At 26.9% G+C, this 14,685-nt stretch carries 18 protein-coding genes; 16 read left to right on the plus strand and 2 right to left on the minus strand.

Features of this window, described 5'->3' with window-relative positions:
- From ACRDDY_RS17435 to ACRDDY_RS17475, 9 genes are all read left to right on the plus strand, one after another.
- Positions 1 to 567, plus strand: a 567-nt coding sequence (locus ACRDDY_RS17435) for an ABC transporter ATP-binding protein (protein ID WP_438566198.1), incomplete at its 5' end; no start/stop codon positions are given.
- Positions 560 to 1,309: an ABC transporter permease gene (locus ACRDDY_RS17440; protein WP_438566199.1), complete on the plus strand. Its 750-nt coding sequence runs from the start codon at positions 560 to 562 to the stop codon at positions 1,307 to 1,309. The genes ACRDDY_RS17435 and ACRDDY_RS17440, both read left to right, overlap by 8 nt.
- 109 nt (positions 1,310 to 1,418) lie before the next feature.
- Positions 1,419 to 2,102, plus strand: coding sequence for a Bax inhibitor-1/YccA family protein (locus tag ACRDDY_RS17445; protein ID WP_438566200.1), 684 nt, complete (start codon positions 1,419 to 1,421; stop codon positions 2,100 to 2,102).
- Positions 2,103 to 2,403: 301 nt separating this feature from the next.
- Positions 2,404 to 3,804, plus strand: a complete 1,401-nt coding sequence (locus ACRDDY_RS17450; protein ID WP_438566201.1) for an MATE family efflux transporter — start codon at positions 2,404 to 2,406, stop codon at positions 3,802 to 3,804.
- A 125-nt stretch (positions 3,805 to 3,929) separates the two neighbouring features.
- Positions 3,930 to 4,304, plus strand: a complete 375-nt coding sequence (locus ACRDDY_RS17455) for an ECF-type riboflavin transporter substrate-binding protein (RefSeq protein WP_438566202.1) — start codon at positions 3,930 to 3,932, stop codon at positions 4,302 to 4,304.
- A 316-nt stretch (positions 4,305 to 4,620) separates the two neighbouring features.
- Positions 4,621 to 4,998 (plus strand): energy-coupling factor transporter transmembrane component T family protein, encoded by a 378-nt coding sequence (locus ACRDDY_RS17460; protein ID WP_438566203.1) that lies wholly within the window; start codon positions 4,621 to 4,623, stop codon positions 4,996 to 4,998.
- A 122-nt stretch (positions 4,999 to 5,120) separates the two neighbouring features.
- Positions 5,121 to 5,450, plus strand: a complete 330-nt coding sequence (locus tag ACRDDY_RS17465) for a hypothetical protein (RefSeq protein ID WP_438566204.1) — start codon at positions 5,121 to 5,123, stop codon at positions 5,448 to 5,450.
- Positions 5,451 to 5,836: 386 nt separating this feature from the next.
- Complete coding sequence (locus ACRDDY_RS17470) at positions 5,837 to 7,183, plus strand: SLC45 family MFS transporter (RefSeq protein WP_438566205.1); 1,347 nt, start codon at positions 5,837 to 5,839, stop codon at positions 7,181 to 7,183.
- 61 nt (positions 7,184 to 7,244) lie between these two features.
- A complete protein-coding gene (locus ACRDDY_RS17475) occupies positions 7,245 to 8,906 on the plus strand; it encodes a glycoside hydrolase family 13 protein (RefSeq protein ID WP_438566206.1) in 1,662 nt (553 codons plus the stop codon).
- 43 nt (positions 8,907 to 8,949) lie between these two features.
- Here ACRDDY_RS17475 and ACRDDY_RS17480 read toward each other — a convergent pair whose 3' ends face one another.
- Both ACRDDY_RS17480 and ACRDDY_RS17485 read right to left on the minus strand, forming a co-directional pair.
- The gene (locus ACRDDY_RS17480; RefSeq protein WP_438566207.1) at positions 8,950 to 9,981 is read right to left on the minus strand and encodes a hypothetical protein; all 1,032 of its coding nucleotides are present in this window, start codon (positions 9,979 to 9,981) and stop codon (positions 8,950 to 8,952) included.
- 61 nt (positions 9,982 to 10,042) lie between these two features.
- Positions 10,043 to 10,813 carry a hypothetical protein gene (locus ACRDDY_RS17485; RefSeq protein ID WP_438566208.1) on the minus strand — a complete coding sequence of 257 codons (771 nt, stop codon included), beginning with the start codon at positions 10,811 to 10,813 and terminating at the stop codon, positions 10,043 to 10,045.
- Between the two features lie 154 nt (positions 10,814 to 10,967).
- Between ACRDDY_RS17485 and ACRDDY_RS17490 the strand changes: the two genes are divergently transcribed.
- The 7 genes from ACRDDY_RS17490 (at position 10,968) to ACRDDY_RS17520 (ending at position 14,671) form a co-directional block, all read left to right on the plus strand.
- Positions 10,968 to 11,801 (plus strand): metallophosphoesterase, encoded by an 834-nt coding sequence (locus tag ACRDDY_RS17490; protein ID WP_438566209.1) that lies wholly within the window; start codon positions 10,968 to 10,970, stop codon positions 11,799 to 11,801.
- 185 nt (positions 11,802 to 11,986) lie between these two features.
- Positions 11,987 to 12,355: a hypothetical protein gene (locus tag ACRDDY_RS17495; RefSeq protein ID WP_438566210.1), complete on the plus strand. Its 369-nt coding sequence runs from the start codon at positions 11,987 to 11,989 to the stop codon at positions 12,353 to 12,355.
- A gap of 139 nt (positions 12,356 to 12,494) precedes the next feature.
- Positions 12,495 to 13,172 carry a F0F1 ATP synthase subunit A gene (locus ACRDDY_RS17500; RefSeq protein ID WP_438566211.1) on the plus strand — a complete coding sequence of 226 codons (678 nt, stop codon included), beginning with the start codon at positions 12,495 to 12,497 and terminating at the stop codon, positions 13,170 to 13,172.
- A gap of 15 nt (positions 13,173 to 13,187) precedes the next feature.
- A complete protein-coding gene (locus ACRDDY_RS17505) occupies positions 13,188 to 13,409 on the plus strand; it encodes an ATP F0F1 synthase subunit C (RefSeq protein WP_438542314.1) in 222 nt (73 codons plus the stop codon).
- Between the two features lie 13 nt (positions 13,410 to 13,422).
- A complete protein-coding gene (atpE, locus tag ACRDDY_RS17510; protein ID WP_438566212.1) occupies positions 13,423 to 13,641 on the plus strand; it encodes an ATP synthase F0 subunit C in 219 nt (72 codons plus the stop codon).
- A gap of 12 nt (positions 13,642 to 13,653) precedes the next feature.
- Positions 13,654 to 14,142, plus strand: coding sequence for a F0F1 ATP synthase subunit B (locus ACRDDY_RS17515; protein ID WP_438566213.1), 489 nt, complete (start codon positions 13,654 to 13,656; stop codon positions 14,140 to 14,142).
- On the plus strand, positions 14,135 to 14,671 hold the full coding sequence (locus tag ACRDDY_RS17520) for a F0F1 ATP synthase subunit delta (RefSeq protein WP_438566214.1): 537 nt from the start codon (positions 14,135 to 14,137) through the stop codon (positions 14,669 to 14,671). The genes ACRDDY_RS17515 and ACRDDY_RS17520 overlap by 8 nt, the downstream gene beginning before the upstream one ends.
- Positions 14,672 to 14,685 lie beyond the last annotated feature (14 nt).

The raw sequence follows: 14,685 nt of genomic DNA on the forward strand, positions 1-14,685 counted from the left end.
ATATCAATAGTTGGGGAGTCAGGAAGTGGAAAAACAACATTATTAAAACTTTGTGCACATCTTATAAGTTGCAGTAGTGGAAAAATTAAATTTAATGGACGAGAGTATTCAACTTATGATGATATTGAACTTAGAAAAAATATTCGATACTGTGTTCAAGAGCCGTATCTTTTTGGAGAAAGAGTTAAAGAAAATTTAGAATTTCCTTTTAAAATAAGAAAAGAAAAAGTAGATGATAGACGTATAGAGGATTTGTTACAGATATTTAACTTAGATAAAGAAATTATACATAAAAAAATAGAAGATTTATCAGGTGGAGAAAAGCAAAGGATTGCATTAGTAAGAAGCGTGATATATGAGCCTAAAGTAATATTATTAGATGAAGCAACATCAGCATTAGATGAAAAAAATACTGAAAAAGTAGAAAGATATATAAAAAATTTAAATGAAAAAGGAATTACAGTTTTATGGAATACACACGACACTAATCAAAGCAAAAGGATATTTAATAAAAGAATAGTTTTAGAAATGGGGAAAATAAAAGAGGTAGAAAAAATTTATGGATAATATAGCACTAGCTTTAGCAGGAACATTAACAATAATTCCAATATATATATCATATAAAGAAAAATTATTATTAGGAAAGGATTTGATTATAAGTATAGGAAGGGCGATAATTCAGTTGCTAATAGTTGGGTACTTATTAAGTTTTATATTTGAGATTGAAAGTTATTTAAATATTTTGGCAATAGTAATAATAATGATTTTAAATGCAGGGATAAATATTAAATGCTCGGTAAAAATTAAAGATAGTATGAAAATAAGTGCTTTTTCAATTGGTGTTGGAACAATTATAACACTGGGAATTTTAATTATAACAAAGGCAATAAATTTTAAAGCTAATGAAATCATTCCTATAGCAGGAATGATAATTAGTAATATAATGGTTGCAATTTCTTTAGGATATAGAAGTTTGGAAAATGAATTTAAAAATAGAAGGTTAGAGGTGGAAACAAAGATTGCACTTGGAGCAACAGTAAAGGAAGCTGCAGCAGATATTTTAAAAACTAGTATAAAAATAGGAGTGATTCCGACTATTGAAGGAGCAAAAACTTTAGGAATAATATCATTACCAGGGATGATGACAGGACTTATATTAGGAGGAGTTTCACCTATAATTGCTGTGAAATATCAAATAATGGTTATTTTTATGATAGTAGCATCTACCTTTATAGGAATACTTTGTTCTATATATTTAGGATATAAAGTTTTTTTTAATAAAAGGGGGCAGTTAAAAGGTTTTTTTTAGAAATATATATAAAAGCTGATTCTCTATAGAAATATTAATGAAATTTTAAAGAAATTAGATGAATTTTAGGTTATTATATATATAAAGAAGTATGAAAGGAATGATGAAGATGAATTATGAATCAAAAATGAGTCACGTAAAAAATCCAATGCAAACTATATTTACTTCACTTGCAGTATCTTTAGTATTTATGGCAATTGGTTTTATTGTTGGAATATTATTTGTACCAGTTAGAATAGCATATATGGCAAATACAATTTTAGGAATAGTATTAATAGGATTATTAGTTCTATCTATATTTAGTAGAAAGGCTATTATTCCGAGAAGTTTTTCAATTGTATATGTGTACATATTTACATTTGTATATGGAATAATATTATATCCTGTACTTATGTACTACTTACAAGCACTGGGGATTTCAGTATTTTTATCAGTAGTCTTAGGTGGAGTTGGACTGTTTGTAGTACTTGCAATTCAAGCATCAAGAAAAGAAGCAGGATACTATATGAGTATGGGAAATGTATTATTTGCTGGATTAGTTGGAATATTTATTGCGTCAATAATAAATATTTTTGTATTTAGTAATTTCCTATCTGTAATAATAAGTGCAATTGCAGTAGTTATTTTTGCAGCATATGTAATGTATGATATTAGCGTAATGAAAGCTGCATTAAGTATGGGATATCCAGGTAATAAAAATGATTTATCAATTTTTGTATTAAACCTTTATTTAGATTTAATAAACTTAATACTTAATTTATTAAATGTAGCAAGTTATTTTGATAACAATTAAAAAGGAACTGTGTCACTAAAAGTTTTAGTGCACAGTTTTTTTTCTCCTAAAATAATTTAGGAGAATATTTTAAATATTAAAAATATCATAATTCCAATTAAACAAATCATTTTAATAATTTTAAATAATAATTTTGAGCATAACTTTAGCATTAAAATCCTTCTTAAAAGATAACCGTCTTATTTTATAGTAACATCATAATTAACTAATTAGAAATTTTTTATTAATTATATTAATAAAAAGTTGACAAAATAGAATTGATAAAATAGTCTTATATAGAGTTTGAAATAGGGGGATATATATGGTAAGAGGATTAGATTTAACAGAAGGAAAAATTTTAAACAAACTTGTAGCATTAGCATTACCTATAATGGGGACATCTTTTATACAAATGGCGTATAGCATGATAGATATGATATGGGTTGGAAAGCTTGGAAGCTTAGAAGTTGCAGCAGTTGGAACAGCAGGGTTTTTTACATGGCTTGCAATGGCATTTATTATAGTTTCAAAAATGGGAGCAGAAATAAAACTTGCACAATGTGTAGGTAAAAAAGAATTTGAAAGAGGAAGAAAATATATAAGGGCAGCAATGCAAATGAATATATTTTTAGCTATTACATATTCTTTAGTTTTATTAATATTTAATAATGCATTAATAGGATTTTTTAATTTAGGTGATGAAGTTGTAATAAACTTAGCTAGAATTTATTTAATAGCAATAGTATTTGGATTACCATTTTATTTTATAAATCCAGTTTTTACATCTATGTTTAATGCAGTAGGAAATAGTAAAATTCCATTTTTTATAAATACATGTGGACTAGTCTTAAATATAATTTTAGATCCACTTTTAATATTTGGATTTGGAAACTTTAATGGAATTGGTGTCCTTGGTGCAGCTATAGCAACTGTAGTTTCACAAATGCTAGTATCAATTTTATTTTTAGGTTTAATAATGAATAAAAATTATTCATATTTAAGAGTAAATATATTTAAGAAAGTTAGATTTAATTATGTAAAAAGAATTTGTAGAATTGGACTTCCAGTTGCACTTCAAAGTGGACTTTTTACAGTGTTTGCAATGCTTCTTGGAAGAATTATTGCAGTATATGGACCAGTCCCAATTGCAGTACAAAAAGTAGGTTCTCAAATTGAATCAATTTCATGGATGACTACTGATGGACTAGCTATAGCATTAGGAACATTTGTAGGACAGAATTTTGGAGCAAAGAAATATGATAGAATTTTAAAAGGATACAAGGCAATTTTAATAATTGCAGGAGCTATTGGAGTTTTTGCAACAATCCTTTTAGTTTTCTTTGGAGAAAATGTTTTTTCAATTTTTATAAATGAAAAGGAGGCTATTTTAGGTGGAACTGAATATTTAAAAATACTTGGATATTCACAAATTTTCATGTGCATAGAAATAACAACAGCAGGAATATTTAATGGAGTTTCAAAGACATATATTCCATCAATTATAAGTATTACTTTAACAGGGCTTAGAGTTCCACTTGCATATTTTTTATCAATGCCAAATATTTTAGGTATAAATGGAGTATGGTGGGCAATAGCTATAACAAGTATATTAAAAGGAATATTTATTGTAATAGCATTAATTTATTTTTATAAGAAAAATCTTTTATTTAATAGAAAGATAGAAGAAAAGGAGAAAGTAAAATTAATTAAACAAGAAACTTAAAATATAGAAGAAGTCTTATGAAGAAATAGAAAAAGTTCTTTGTAAGACTTTTTGTTTTTGAAATTTGATGAATTTTTTGTTAAGAAGCATATTTTTTGACAAAAAGAACAAAGAGGAGGAATTTAATGTTTAGAAGATTAACTATTGAAGAAATAGTTGCAGTAGGAATTGGGTCTGCTGTTTTTATGATTCTTGGTAGATTTGCATCTATTCCAACAGGAATACCAAATACAGAATTTGCAACATGTTATGCATTTTTAGCACTTATAGCAGTTATTTATGGAGCTAAACCAGCTTTTTTAATAGGATTTGTTGGACATATTTTAAAAGATATGACATATGGAACACCTTGGTTTAGTTGGATTATAGCATCAGCAGTAGTTGGACTTATTATAGGTTTTTCAAGAAGGTTTGTATCTATTTGGGATGGGGAATTTAATTTTAGAAAAATAGTTACATATAATATTTTTCAAGTTATAGATAATGTAGTTGCACTGTAGCAGAAGATATTGCATTTAAACTTGAAAATGATTGTGTAGAGACTGAAGAAATGAAGAAAAAAGTTTTAGAAGTTTCTAAAATAGTAGAAGTATCTAATCTTTTAGACAGTAGTCCTCATATAGAGCCTTAGTTCTTGCAGATGGAGAAATATTAAAAATAGATAAACCAGCAATCATCCTTACAGATGAAAGCTTAATGGAAAAAGCAAACTTAAAGAAAACATCTATTTATAATTTAGGGAAAAGATTTGGGAAAGATGGACATAAGAAGCTTATGAAAGCTTTTGTAGAAAAAGACAGGAGGGAAAGATAAGATATGAATGGATTATTAGAATATTCTTATAAGGATTCTTTTGTACATAATAGAGTTGGAGCAACGAAGCTTATATTTTTAATATCATTTATAACGGCAGCTATGATAAGTTATGATACAAGATTTTTATTAGGTATGCTAGGACTTAGTGTAGTTATCTTTAAATTATCAAAAGTGAAATTTAAAGATATATCTTTTGTATTTTATTTTATATTAGTATTTTTAGTAAGTACAGATCCAAGTAAATTTGCAGCATCATTAAGTAAGATAGGGATAAGCTATAGAGTTGCATATTCAGTAGCAATAGCTCTTAGGTATATTCCAGATATTCAAAGAGAGTATAAAGAAATATCTTTTGCAAAGCAAGAGGGGAAGATATAGAAAAAAAGATTTTTTCATTAATTTGGAAAATTTTTTTGTTTTAGAAGGGATTTTTAAAAAGAAGTAGAATATATATAATATGAGATGTAAAGGTTATCAAAAGTGAAAGGGAGGAAAAATTTATGTATATAGCACCATATCTTTTAAATATAAAAGTAAAAAATAATTCTAATGAGATAATAAGAGGGATTGAAATATCCTACTTAAATGATATAGGAAGAAAAGCTAGAGTTGGAAAAGTGAAAAGTGGAGAAGCTACTGACTTAATAATAGTTACAAAAGATGTGGCTGAAGATAATAAATTAATTCTAAAATTAAGAGATGGGCAAAAGTTTGAGGTTGATAAAGAAATAATAGAAAATCCAATAGATTTAGTATTAGAACTTCAAATAAATGAATTTTCAAAAACAGATTTAAAATTTGAATCTAAGTATGTAAAGTATGTAAGTTAAAATATTAAAGGAAAAAGTCTCTATAAATATATTTAATAAATATTTAGGAGGCTTTTTTTGAGAAAGAAATGTGAAGATATTTTCATTAGAAAAGTACTATGTTGTCAGTATTATTTATTTATTTAAATTTAATATACCCAATTGTAACTTAGTAAAATATTTTACTAAGTTATTTTATATTTTACAGAAAATGTTTACATTAAAAGAAGAAAAATATATATGTGTATAATAAATTTATAAAAAAATATATATAAATTTATTAGAAGTTTAAATAAACATGTAAATAACTAAAAAAACTAACTGTGCAAACATTTGCGCAAAAATATGTATAGGTTTACAATAGAAACAACAAAAGAAAATACATTGAATTACAGGAGGATTATTTTATGGAAACAAAAGTGAAAAAAAATTCATTACCTAAATTGCCATTAGGAATGATTTGGATGATTAGTTTTGGTTTTTTAGGAGTTCAAATGGCATTTCAATTACAAAGTTCAAATATGGGGAGAATATTTCAAACTCTTGGGGCAAACCCAACAAAATTAGGGTTTTTCTTTATTCTACCACCTTTAGCAGGTCTTGTAGTACAACCTTTAGTTGGATATTTTTCAGATAGGACGTGGATGCCTAAGCTTGGAAGAAGAATACCTTATTTAATAGTTGGATCAGTAGTAGCGGTAATAGTCATGTGTTTATTACCAAACTCTGGAAGTTTTGGATTCGGTTTTGATTCTACAGCAGCATTAATGTTTGGGGCGATTACAATTCTATTTATGGATTTATCATCAAATATAGCAATGCAACCATTTAAAATGATGGTAGGAGATATGGTTAATGAAGAACAAAAAGGATATGCATACTCTATACAAAGTTTCCTTTCAAATAGTGGAGCAGTATTAGCAAGTATATTTCCTTTTGCATTAACAATGCTTGGAGTATCTAATACAGCACCAAAAGGAGTAATTCCACAATCAGTAGTAATTTCATTTTATATAGGTGCAGCAATTTTAATTTTATGTAGTTTATTTACAATTATTAAAGTAAAAGAATATCCACCAGAAGCTTATGCAAAATATCATGGATTAAAAGAAGTTAAAAAAAGAGAGAAAAAAGGAATTATAACATTACTTAAGGAAGCACCAAAAGTTTTTTGGACAATTACATTAGTTCAGTTCTTCTGTTGGATGGGATTTCAATATCTTTGGACTTATGGAACAGGAGCAATTGCAGCAAATGTATGGCATACAGCAGCACCATATAGTACAGGCTATCAAGCAGCAGGAAACTGGTTTGGAGTTATGTCAGCAGTTCAATCTATAAGTGCAGTTTTATGGTCACTTGTTTTATCAAAAATTTCAAATAATAAGAAAAAACCAGCATATGCAATAAGTTTAATATTAGGTGGAATAGGATTTGCTTCATTATTTATAGTGCATAGTCAATATTTACTTATAATTTCATTTATATTAATAGGAATTGCATGGGCAAGTATGATGACTTATCCATTTACAATTTTAACAAATGCATTAACAGGAGAAAATATGGGAATGTATTTAGGACTTTTCAATTGTAGTATTTGCTTACCACAAATAGTAGCATCTTGTGCAAGTTTTGCATTATTCCCTATGCTTGGAAATTCAATGCCTAAAATGTTATTGATTTCAGGAGTATTATTAATTCTTGGAGCTATTTCAGTAAGTATAATAAAAGAAACTTTTGCAAGTCAAAAATAGATAGAGATTAAAGATAAACAGAGTTTAAAATAATTATTCAAAATAAAAAGGAGGAGTTAGTATGAAGAAGGCTTGGTGGAAAGAGTTAGTAGGTTATCAGATATATCCTAGAAGTTTTAAAGATTCAAATGGAGATGGGATAGGAGATATAGGAGGAATTATTGAAAAATTAGACTATTTAAAAGATTTAGGAGTAGGATTAATATGGGTATGTCCTATGTATAAATCACCAAATGATGATAATGGATATGATATAAGTGATTATGAAGAGATATTATCAGATTTTGGTACAATGAAAGACTTTGATAGATTACTAAATGAAGTTCATAAAAGAAAAATGAAAATAATACTTGATTTAGTTATAAATCATACTAGTGATAAACATCCTTGGTTTATTGAATCAAAAAGTTCTAGAGAAAATGAAAAAAGTGATTGGTATATTTGGAGAGAAGGAAAAGACGGAAAAGAGCCAAATAATTGGGAAAGTATATTTAAAGGTTCAGTATGGGAGTATTCAAAAGAGAGAGAAGAATATTTTATGCATCTATTTACTAAGAAGCAACCAGATTTAAATTGGAAAAATGAAGAGATGAGAAAAGAGCTTTATAAAATGATAAATTGGTGGATAAAAAAAGGAATAGATGGATTTAGAGTAGATGCAATAAGTCATATAAAGAAAGAAGAAGGATTAAAAGATATGGATAATCCATTAGGGTTAAAGTATGTTCCTGCATTTGATAAAATGATGAATGTGGATGGAATACAAAATTATCTAAAAGAACTGAAAGAAGAGACTTTTGATAAATATGATATTGTAACAGTTGGAGAAGCTAATGGAGTAATGTCAAATCATGCAAAAGAATGGGTAGGAGAGAAAGATGGAAAATTTAATATGATTTTTCAATTTGAGCATTTAAATCTTTGGAATTATGAAGAAGGAAAAGAATTTAGTCCTAAAAAATATAAAGATGTAATGTCAAGATGGCAGTATGATCTTGAGGAAGATGGCTGGAATGCTTTATTTATAGAAAATCATGACATACCAAGATCGGTATCTACATGGGGAAATGATAGAAAGTATTTAAAAGAATCAGCAAAATCTTTTGCAACATGTTATTTTTTACAAAAAGGAACACCATTTATTTATCAAGGTCAAGAAATTGGGATGACTAATGTTAAATTTGATTCTATAGATAAATATAATGATGTTAAAAGTATTAATTTATATAAAGAAAGAATTGAAAATGGGGTCTTAGAAGAGGAAGCAATGATGGAGGTTTATGCTACATCTAGAGATAATGCAAGGACACCAATGCAGTGGAGCAATAACAGGAATGCAGGCTTTTCTGATAATAAACCTTGGATTGGTATAAATGAAAATTATAAAACTATAAATGTTAAAGAAGAAATTGAAGATAAAGATTCTATTTTAAATTATTATAAAAATTTAATAAAACTTAGAAATAATAGTGAATGCTTAATATATGGAAAGTTTGAGCTAATATTGAAAGATAATTTGAATATATTTGCATATAAAAGAGTTTTAAATAATGAGGAATATATTATAATTTGTAATTTAACAGAGGAGAATACTAAATATAAATACTTAAAAACAATGTTGAAGTATGATAAATTAGTTTTGAGTAATTATAAGATTGAGAGACATATTGATTTAAATGAAATAGAACTAAAATCATATGAATGCAGAGTATATAAAATTTAGTGATAGAAGTAGAATTTCAAATTTGGAATTCTACTTCAAATTATTAATTATCAATTATTTTATAATTAATTGAAAAATTACTTATAAATTCTTTAGAGGAAAGTGCAGTAGCATCAATATTAGTTTTGCAGAAAATACTTGAATTTGAGGGAATTGATGAGTTTAGAATATATGAGAAATTATTAGGCGGCGTAGGGTTTTCTAAAAATAAAAAGTCATCATTTATACTAATAATATTATGCTTAGAATTTTCAAGAAAAAGGCTTAAGTTAAATTTGAATTTTTTTGAATTTCTATAAGTTATAAAAATTTTAGCAAAGCCTTTATTTAATGTAATTCGAGTATTAGTTTCTATATTATTAATAAAAATGCAGGCAGAATCATTAGATTGAATTAAAATTTTATAAGTATCAGTAGTATTTATATAAATATAGCCAAAAAGATGGATAATATCAGCTTTTCTAAATTCAGAATCGGAGATAAATAGATTTTTAGAAATTCCAGTAGTAATAGTTTGGAGCTTAGAGTTGATACAAGTAAAGGTTGTATAATTTAAACCTGATGTTGAGGGCTCAAAACTAAAAAAAGAATTTGCATTTATAGTCCCAGATTCTACTAAAAGTTTTGGGAATCCATTTTTGAAGGTTTCACTTAATAAAAACTTATTAGAAATTGCCATATTTATAGAAAGTTTTTTTATAATATTAGTATAGCCAACATCAGTAATAATAAAGTTAGAGTCCAATTTGATATAATCAGTTTCAAAGATCATATCATAATCAGTTATATTTTTAATTGATGGAAATTCAAAAACTCCTGAAGAAGCAGGAATATAGATATTTCCAGAATCAATTAAAGTATCTAAAGAAGAAACTTCAGAAGGGAAAAGTTTTATAGATTCATTTCTTATATCTTCATCAGTGAAAACTTTTTTAGCAAACTCTTCGTTAGAGAGTGTTAAAGAAGTTTTTAGCTCTAATAGAATCTTTTCATTATCTAAAGAGCCAGAAACAATGCCATTAAAGGTTTCATTTATTAATGTTTTTATAAAGTTTTGTAAGCTTGTCTTATACATAAAAATCTCCTTTTAGAAATAAGGTTATTACATAGGAATGCAATAACCTTTAATTTTAAAATTAACTTAAAGGCTTGTAGTCTGTTTTGAATTTTATTTTAACACCACCAAATATTTGAACTGAACTTCCGGTAGTATCTTTATCACTAATAGTTGCAGTTGAAATATTTACGCTTGAAAAACTAGAAGAAGCAGAGGATTTAATCCATCCACTTAAAAAACCACCAGTTTTAGCATTGGCAGAAAGATTAAAATCTTTTCGATTATAATTTGTCCGATATTGCTCATAAAAACTAGAACCATAGGTTGTAAAGGTTAGTTTTGTTTCAATTTCACCATCTTCTATAACTAATCTTAAAATTCCAAGTGAAACCATTTCTTTTAAAACTTCATATTTATCTGCAGCAATACGTTTAGCAGTTGCTTCTAAAATAGCATCATATAAATTATTTATAGGTGTAGACGTATTTGCAGGTAAGGTCATAGGAACATTTGGAATAGATACAGCATCATTTATAGAATTAGCTTGTGTTGTAGTTAAAGTATTTGTATTATCACTTGTTATAATTGTTCCAGCATTGGAGTTAGGATCTGGAAGTATTTTGGTTAAAAATTGAAAAATCAAATCCCCACCAATAGAATCTTTAGTATCATTTATAAAAGTGGTTAAATCTTTACTTACTGATTTAACTAATTCTAAATATGCTTCAGTTTGCCTTAAGTTAGCAGAAACTACAGCATCAAAAACGTCGTTGATTAATTTACAAGTAAACTCAGGAAATCCGATTTCATTAAGTCTAGTTGAAAGAGCTATTGCATCACTTGCACTCATAAAATTCACTCCTTTTTATACGATATACTATACAGTATTCAAAATAGAAGAAAAGTTGATTTACATAAGGAAGAAATAAAAAGAAATCTTGTCCAAATTCTAAGATAGAGGTATAATAAGTAAGAAATAAAACAAAAATTTAGGGGGCGTTAGTATGTCAAGATATATAATGAGTGATATACATGGTCACTATAAGGAATTTTCAGAATTATTAGAAAGAATAGAATTTAAAGAGGAAGATGAACTGTATATAAATGGAGATTTAATAGATAGAGGAATAAGTTCTTCTCAGTTAATTGAATTTGTAATGGAAAATAAGAATGTTCATTTAATTTTAGGTAATCATGAGGAACTGTTTATGAATGCTTATGAAGTAGTTGATTTAAATGGCGACTTAGATATACGAGAAGTTACTTGTACAGATAAAAATGGAAATGAAGGAATTTGCAAAGTTAGTGATATTGAGCCTTTAGCATTATGGTTAATGAATGGGGGATATGAAACTATATTTGAAATTAAAAGATATAATAGAGTAAGTGGAAGAGATTTGTTTAAGGAGTTTTATGAGTATTTAAAAACTTGTCCGAAATGGCTTATTATTGATGATCATATAATATCTCATGCAGGAATAGAATTTTATCCACATGTCGATTATACAGATGAAGATATAGAATTTATTTTATCAAAGGCAGAACAAAGTGAGAAATTTCTTTGGGATAGATATCTGTTTGATAATGCATTTCAACAGGATGAACTTAGAGTTCCACCAGATTATGTTAGCGTAATAGGACATACACCTATACAAAATATAGAGGGATATGTAGAAGAAGATTTAGAAGAAAGCGTTTCAAGAGAGAATGATGAAGGTGCAAAGCTTGTAAATACAGACTTTGGAATTCATAGAAGTGGCCTTGTTGGAGCGTATGACTTAGATAGTAATAGAATAAAAGTCCTTATAGATGATGAGTTAAAAAGTTATAAAATATAAGAAAAAGCTTTTGCAATTATTTTGCAAGAGCTTTTTTTTTATTTAAAAATATTCAACAGAAATGACGGAAAAAAAAGAAAAATAAATGAAAATGAATGAAAAAATCAATTCTGTTTGTAAATAAGAAAAAATTATATTATAATAATTAATATTCAGAAATAATAATTAAACATAGGAGAAAGAAAATGGAATTTTTAAATAAACAACATGAAGAAAGATTTTTATATATGGAGAATAAAAGTGGTAAAACTTTGAAAAATAAAGAATATGAGCTACTTTATTTTATAATTTCAGGAAATGAAGGATTATGGAATAAAAAAGATATTATACTTTCAGAAGATTTTGATGAACTTATAATTGATTTAACATTGGATAAAAATAGATGTGTAGATTCAGAGAAGCTTAATAATAGTGAAAGAAAATTATTAAATTTAGGAATAAATATGTTTAATATAAGACTTGCTAAAATGCCACTTGCAGAAATTATGTATGATTTAGATTCATTAGATCAAAGGCTTGCATTTAATCTAATAAAGTTTAAATATAATATGTAAAAGGAGACTCGTTAGAGTCTCTTTTTTTTGTAGAAAAAAGAGAGAAAATATATACTGAAAATAAATTAAGAAATATTGACAATTAAAAAATGAAGGACTAATATTTAGATATCAATTAAAACGGAAGAAGGTGGTAAAAATGGATGTATTTGGGGAATTGTTTGAACTGGATTTAGGCTCTATAAATATTAGTGGAGATATAGTAATTCAGTGGATTATAGTGGCTTTTTTAATAGGTATAAGTTTATTTATTATAAAAGGATTTAAAGTTTTAAAACCAGGAAAAGTTCAAATAGCAGTAGAAAGCATGTATAAAGCTCTTGGAAATGTAGTAGATGAAAATATGGGAGATAAGTATAAAAGATATATACCTTTTGTAGGAACTTTAGGGGCATTTTTATTTATAATCAATATCTTAGGAGTATTTGGATTTGCATCACCTACTAGAAATTTAAGTATTGTTGTAGGCTTTACAATAATAACTTTTGTTTTAGTTCATGGAAATGCAATAAAGAAAAATGGAGTTAAAGAGTATATAAAAAGTTATGGAAGACCATATATTGCAATGTTACCAATAACGATAATGGAAAAGATAGTATTTCCATTATCATTAGCACTTAGGCTTTTTGGAAATATTCTAGCATCAACTATAGTAATGGAACTTTTATATACGGGATTATCTAAAATAAATTTTTTGGCTCAAATAGGTATTCCTATAATAGGACATGTATTTTTTGATTTGTTTGATGGAACTATTCAAACAATAATTTTTGTAATGCTAACAATAATAACAATAAAATTGCAAGCAGAAGAATAAGGAGGGTATAAAAATATGGGTGATATTGGGATACTTGCAGCAGGAATAGCTGTTATGGCAGGAATAGGTGGGGGAATTGGAACAGGAATTGCAACTTCAGCTGCAATAAAAGCAACTGTAAAACAACCTAAGGCAGCAGGAAAAATACAAGCTATTTTTATTATGGCAGCTGGACTTTGTGGAGCTACAGCTATTTATGGGTTTATTATTTCAATGATAATATTATTTGTAAAATAAGGAGAGGATTATTATGGATTATACAGTATTAGCAGCAGGATTTGCAGCAGTAACAAGTATTGGGGCAGGGATAGGAATAGGAATTGCAGCAAAAGGAGCTGTTGAAGGACTTGCAGAAAGGCCAGAAATGAGTAGTAAAATACAGAGCCTTTTTATTTTAGGTGCAGGGCTTGCAGAAGCAACTGCAATATATGGATTGGTTGTAGCAATAATACTTTTATTTGTAAAGTAAAGGGGATAAATTATGGAATTAGAATTAGGAAAAGTAATAGCAACAATAATAAATTTTCTAATATTGTATTTTATATTAAAAAGATTCTTTTTTGATAAGATAAAAGAAATTTTACAAAAAAGAGAGGAAATACTAGGGAAAAGAATTTTAGATATAGAGGAAAAAGAGATATATGCAGAAAACCTATTAAGAGAGCGAGAAAATTTAGTAAGTGAAGCAAGAATTGAAGGGAAAAAAATTATTGAAAAGAGGAAAATACAAGGAGATAGAATTTATGAGGAACTTCTTTTAAAAGGAAGAGAAAAAGCTCAGGAAATAGAAGATAGAAAACTTAGAGAGTTAGAACTTGAAAAAGAAAAAGCTATGGATGAAATAAAGGAAGAGTCTGTAAATATTGCAATAGCTTTATCAGAAAAAATTGTAGAGAAAAAATTAGATGAGACAGAACAAAAAAGAATTATAGACCAGTTTATTAAAACTTTAGAGGTGAACAATGTATGATTTTTTAGATATAAGATATGCAAAAGCACTTTATGATATAGGAAAAAGAAAAAATAAAGTTGAAGAGTTTTTAGTTGACTTAAATCAAATATGTGATGTTTTTGATCAAAATGAGAAGCTTTTAAGGTTAATGCTTCATCCTGAAATAAAAATAAATAAGAAAAAAGAAGTTTTTACTAAACTTTTTGGAGAAAAAATAGATGAAGAGTTACTGACATTTATTTATATAGTCATTGAGAAGGGAAGAATAGGATTTTTAAGAGAAAAAGTTAATCAATTAGAGGTTATTTATTTAAGTGAAATAAATACAATAAAGGGAGTTGTTAAAACAGCAGTAGAGCTTACAAAAGAGCAGTATGAAGAAATTGTGGAAAAGCTTGAAGAAAGATATGATAAGACTGTTATTTTAAAGAGAGAAGTAGATAAAGATTTAATTGGAGGAGTGTATATAAATATTGATCATAAAATTATTGATGGAAGTATAAAAAGGCAATATGAAGAACTTAAAGAAAATATTTTAAAGTATTGAAAAGAGGTGAGAGA

The organism is Clostridium sp. (genome assembly GCF_051656525.1).
In the GTDB taxonomy this organism is placed as follows: Bacteria; Bacillota; Clostridia; order Clostridiales; family Clostridiaceae; genus Clostridium.

What these genes read in the sequence shown, in the direction of transcription:
- ACRDDY_RS17440 (WP_438566199.1), top strand. Translation starts at nt 560, where the DNA reads ATGGATAATATAGCACTAGCTTTAGCAGGAACATTAACAATAATTCCA.
- ACRDDY_RS17445 (WP_438566200.1), top strand. Translation starts at nt 1,419, where the DNA reads ATGAATTATGAATCAAAAATGAGTCACGTAAAAAATCCAATGCAAACT.
- ACRDDY_RS17450 (WP_438566201.1), top strand. Translation starts at nt 2,404, where the DNA reads ATGGTAAGAGGATTAGATTTAACAGAAGGAAAAATTTTAAACAAACTT.
- ACRDDY_RS17455 (WP_438566202.1), top strand. Translation starts at nt 3,930, where the DNA reads ATGTTTAGAAGATTAACTATTGAAGAAATAGTTGCAGTAGGAATTGGG.
- ACRDDY_RS17460 (WP_438566203.1), top strand. Translation starts at nt 4,621, where the DNA reads ATGAATGGATTATTAGAATATTCTTATAAGGATTCTTTTGTACATAAT.
- ACRDDY_RS17465 (WP_438566204.1), top strand. Translation starts at nt 5,121, where the DNA reads ATGTATATAGCACCATATCTTTTAAATATAAAAGTAAAAAATAATTCT.
- ACRDDY_RS17470 (WP_438566205.1), top strand. Translation starts at nt 5,837, where the DNA reads ATGGAAACAAAAGTGAAAAAAAATTCATTACCTAAATTGCCATTAGGA.
- ACRDDY_RS17475 (WP_438566206.1), top strand. Translation starts at nt 7,245, where the DNA reads ATGAAGAAGGCTTGGTGGAAAGAGTTAGTAGGTTATCAGATATATCCT.
- ACRDDY_RS17480 (WP_438566207.1), bottom strand. Translation starts at nt 9,981, where the DNA reads ATGTATAAGACAAGCTTACAAAACTTTATAAAAACATTAATAAATGAA.
- ACRDDY_RS17485 (WP_438566208.1), bottom strand. Translation starts at nt 10,813, where the DNA reads ATGAGTGCAAGTGATGCAATAGCTCTTTCAACTAGACTTAATGAAATC.
- ACRDDY_RS17490 (WP_438566209.1), top strand. Translation starts at nt 10,968, where the DNA reads ATGTCAAGATATATAATGAGTGATATACATGGTCACTATAAGGAATTT.
- ACRDDY_RS17495 (WP_438566210.1), top strand. Translation starts at nt 11,987, where the DNA reads ATGGAATTTTTAAATAAACAACATGAAGAAAGATTTTTATATATGGAG.
- ACRDDY_RS17500 (WP_438566211.1), top strand. Translation starts at nt 12,495, where the DNA reads ATGGATGTATTTGGGGAATTGTTTGAACTGGATTTAGGCTCTATAAAT.
- ACRDDY_RS17505 (WP_438542314.1), top strand. Translation starts at nt 13,188, where the DNA reads ATGGGTGATATTGGGATACTTGCAGCAGGAATAGCTGTTATGGCAGGA.
- atpE (WP_438566212.1), top strand. Translation starts at nt 13,423, where the DNA reads ATGGATTATACAGTATTAGCAGCAGGATTTGCAGCAGTAACAAGTATT.
- ACRDDY_RS17515 (WP_438566213.1), top strand. Translation starts at nt 13,654, where the DNA reads ATGGAATTAGAATTAGGAAAAGTAATAGCAACAATAATAAATTTTCTA.
- ACRDDY_RS17520 (WP_438566214.1), top strand. Translation starts at nt 14,135, where the DNA reads ATGTATGATTTTTTAGATATAAGATATGCAAAAGCACTTTATGATATA.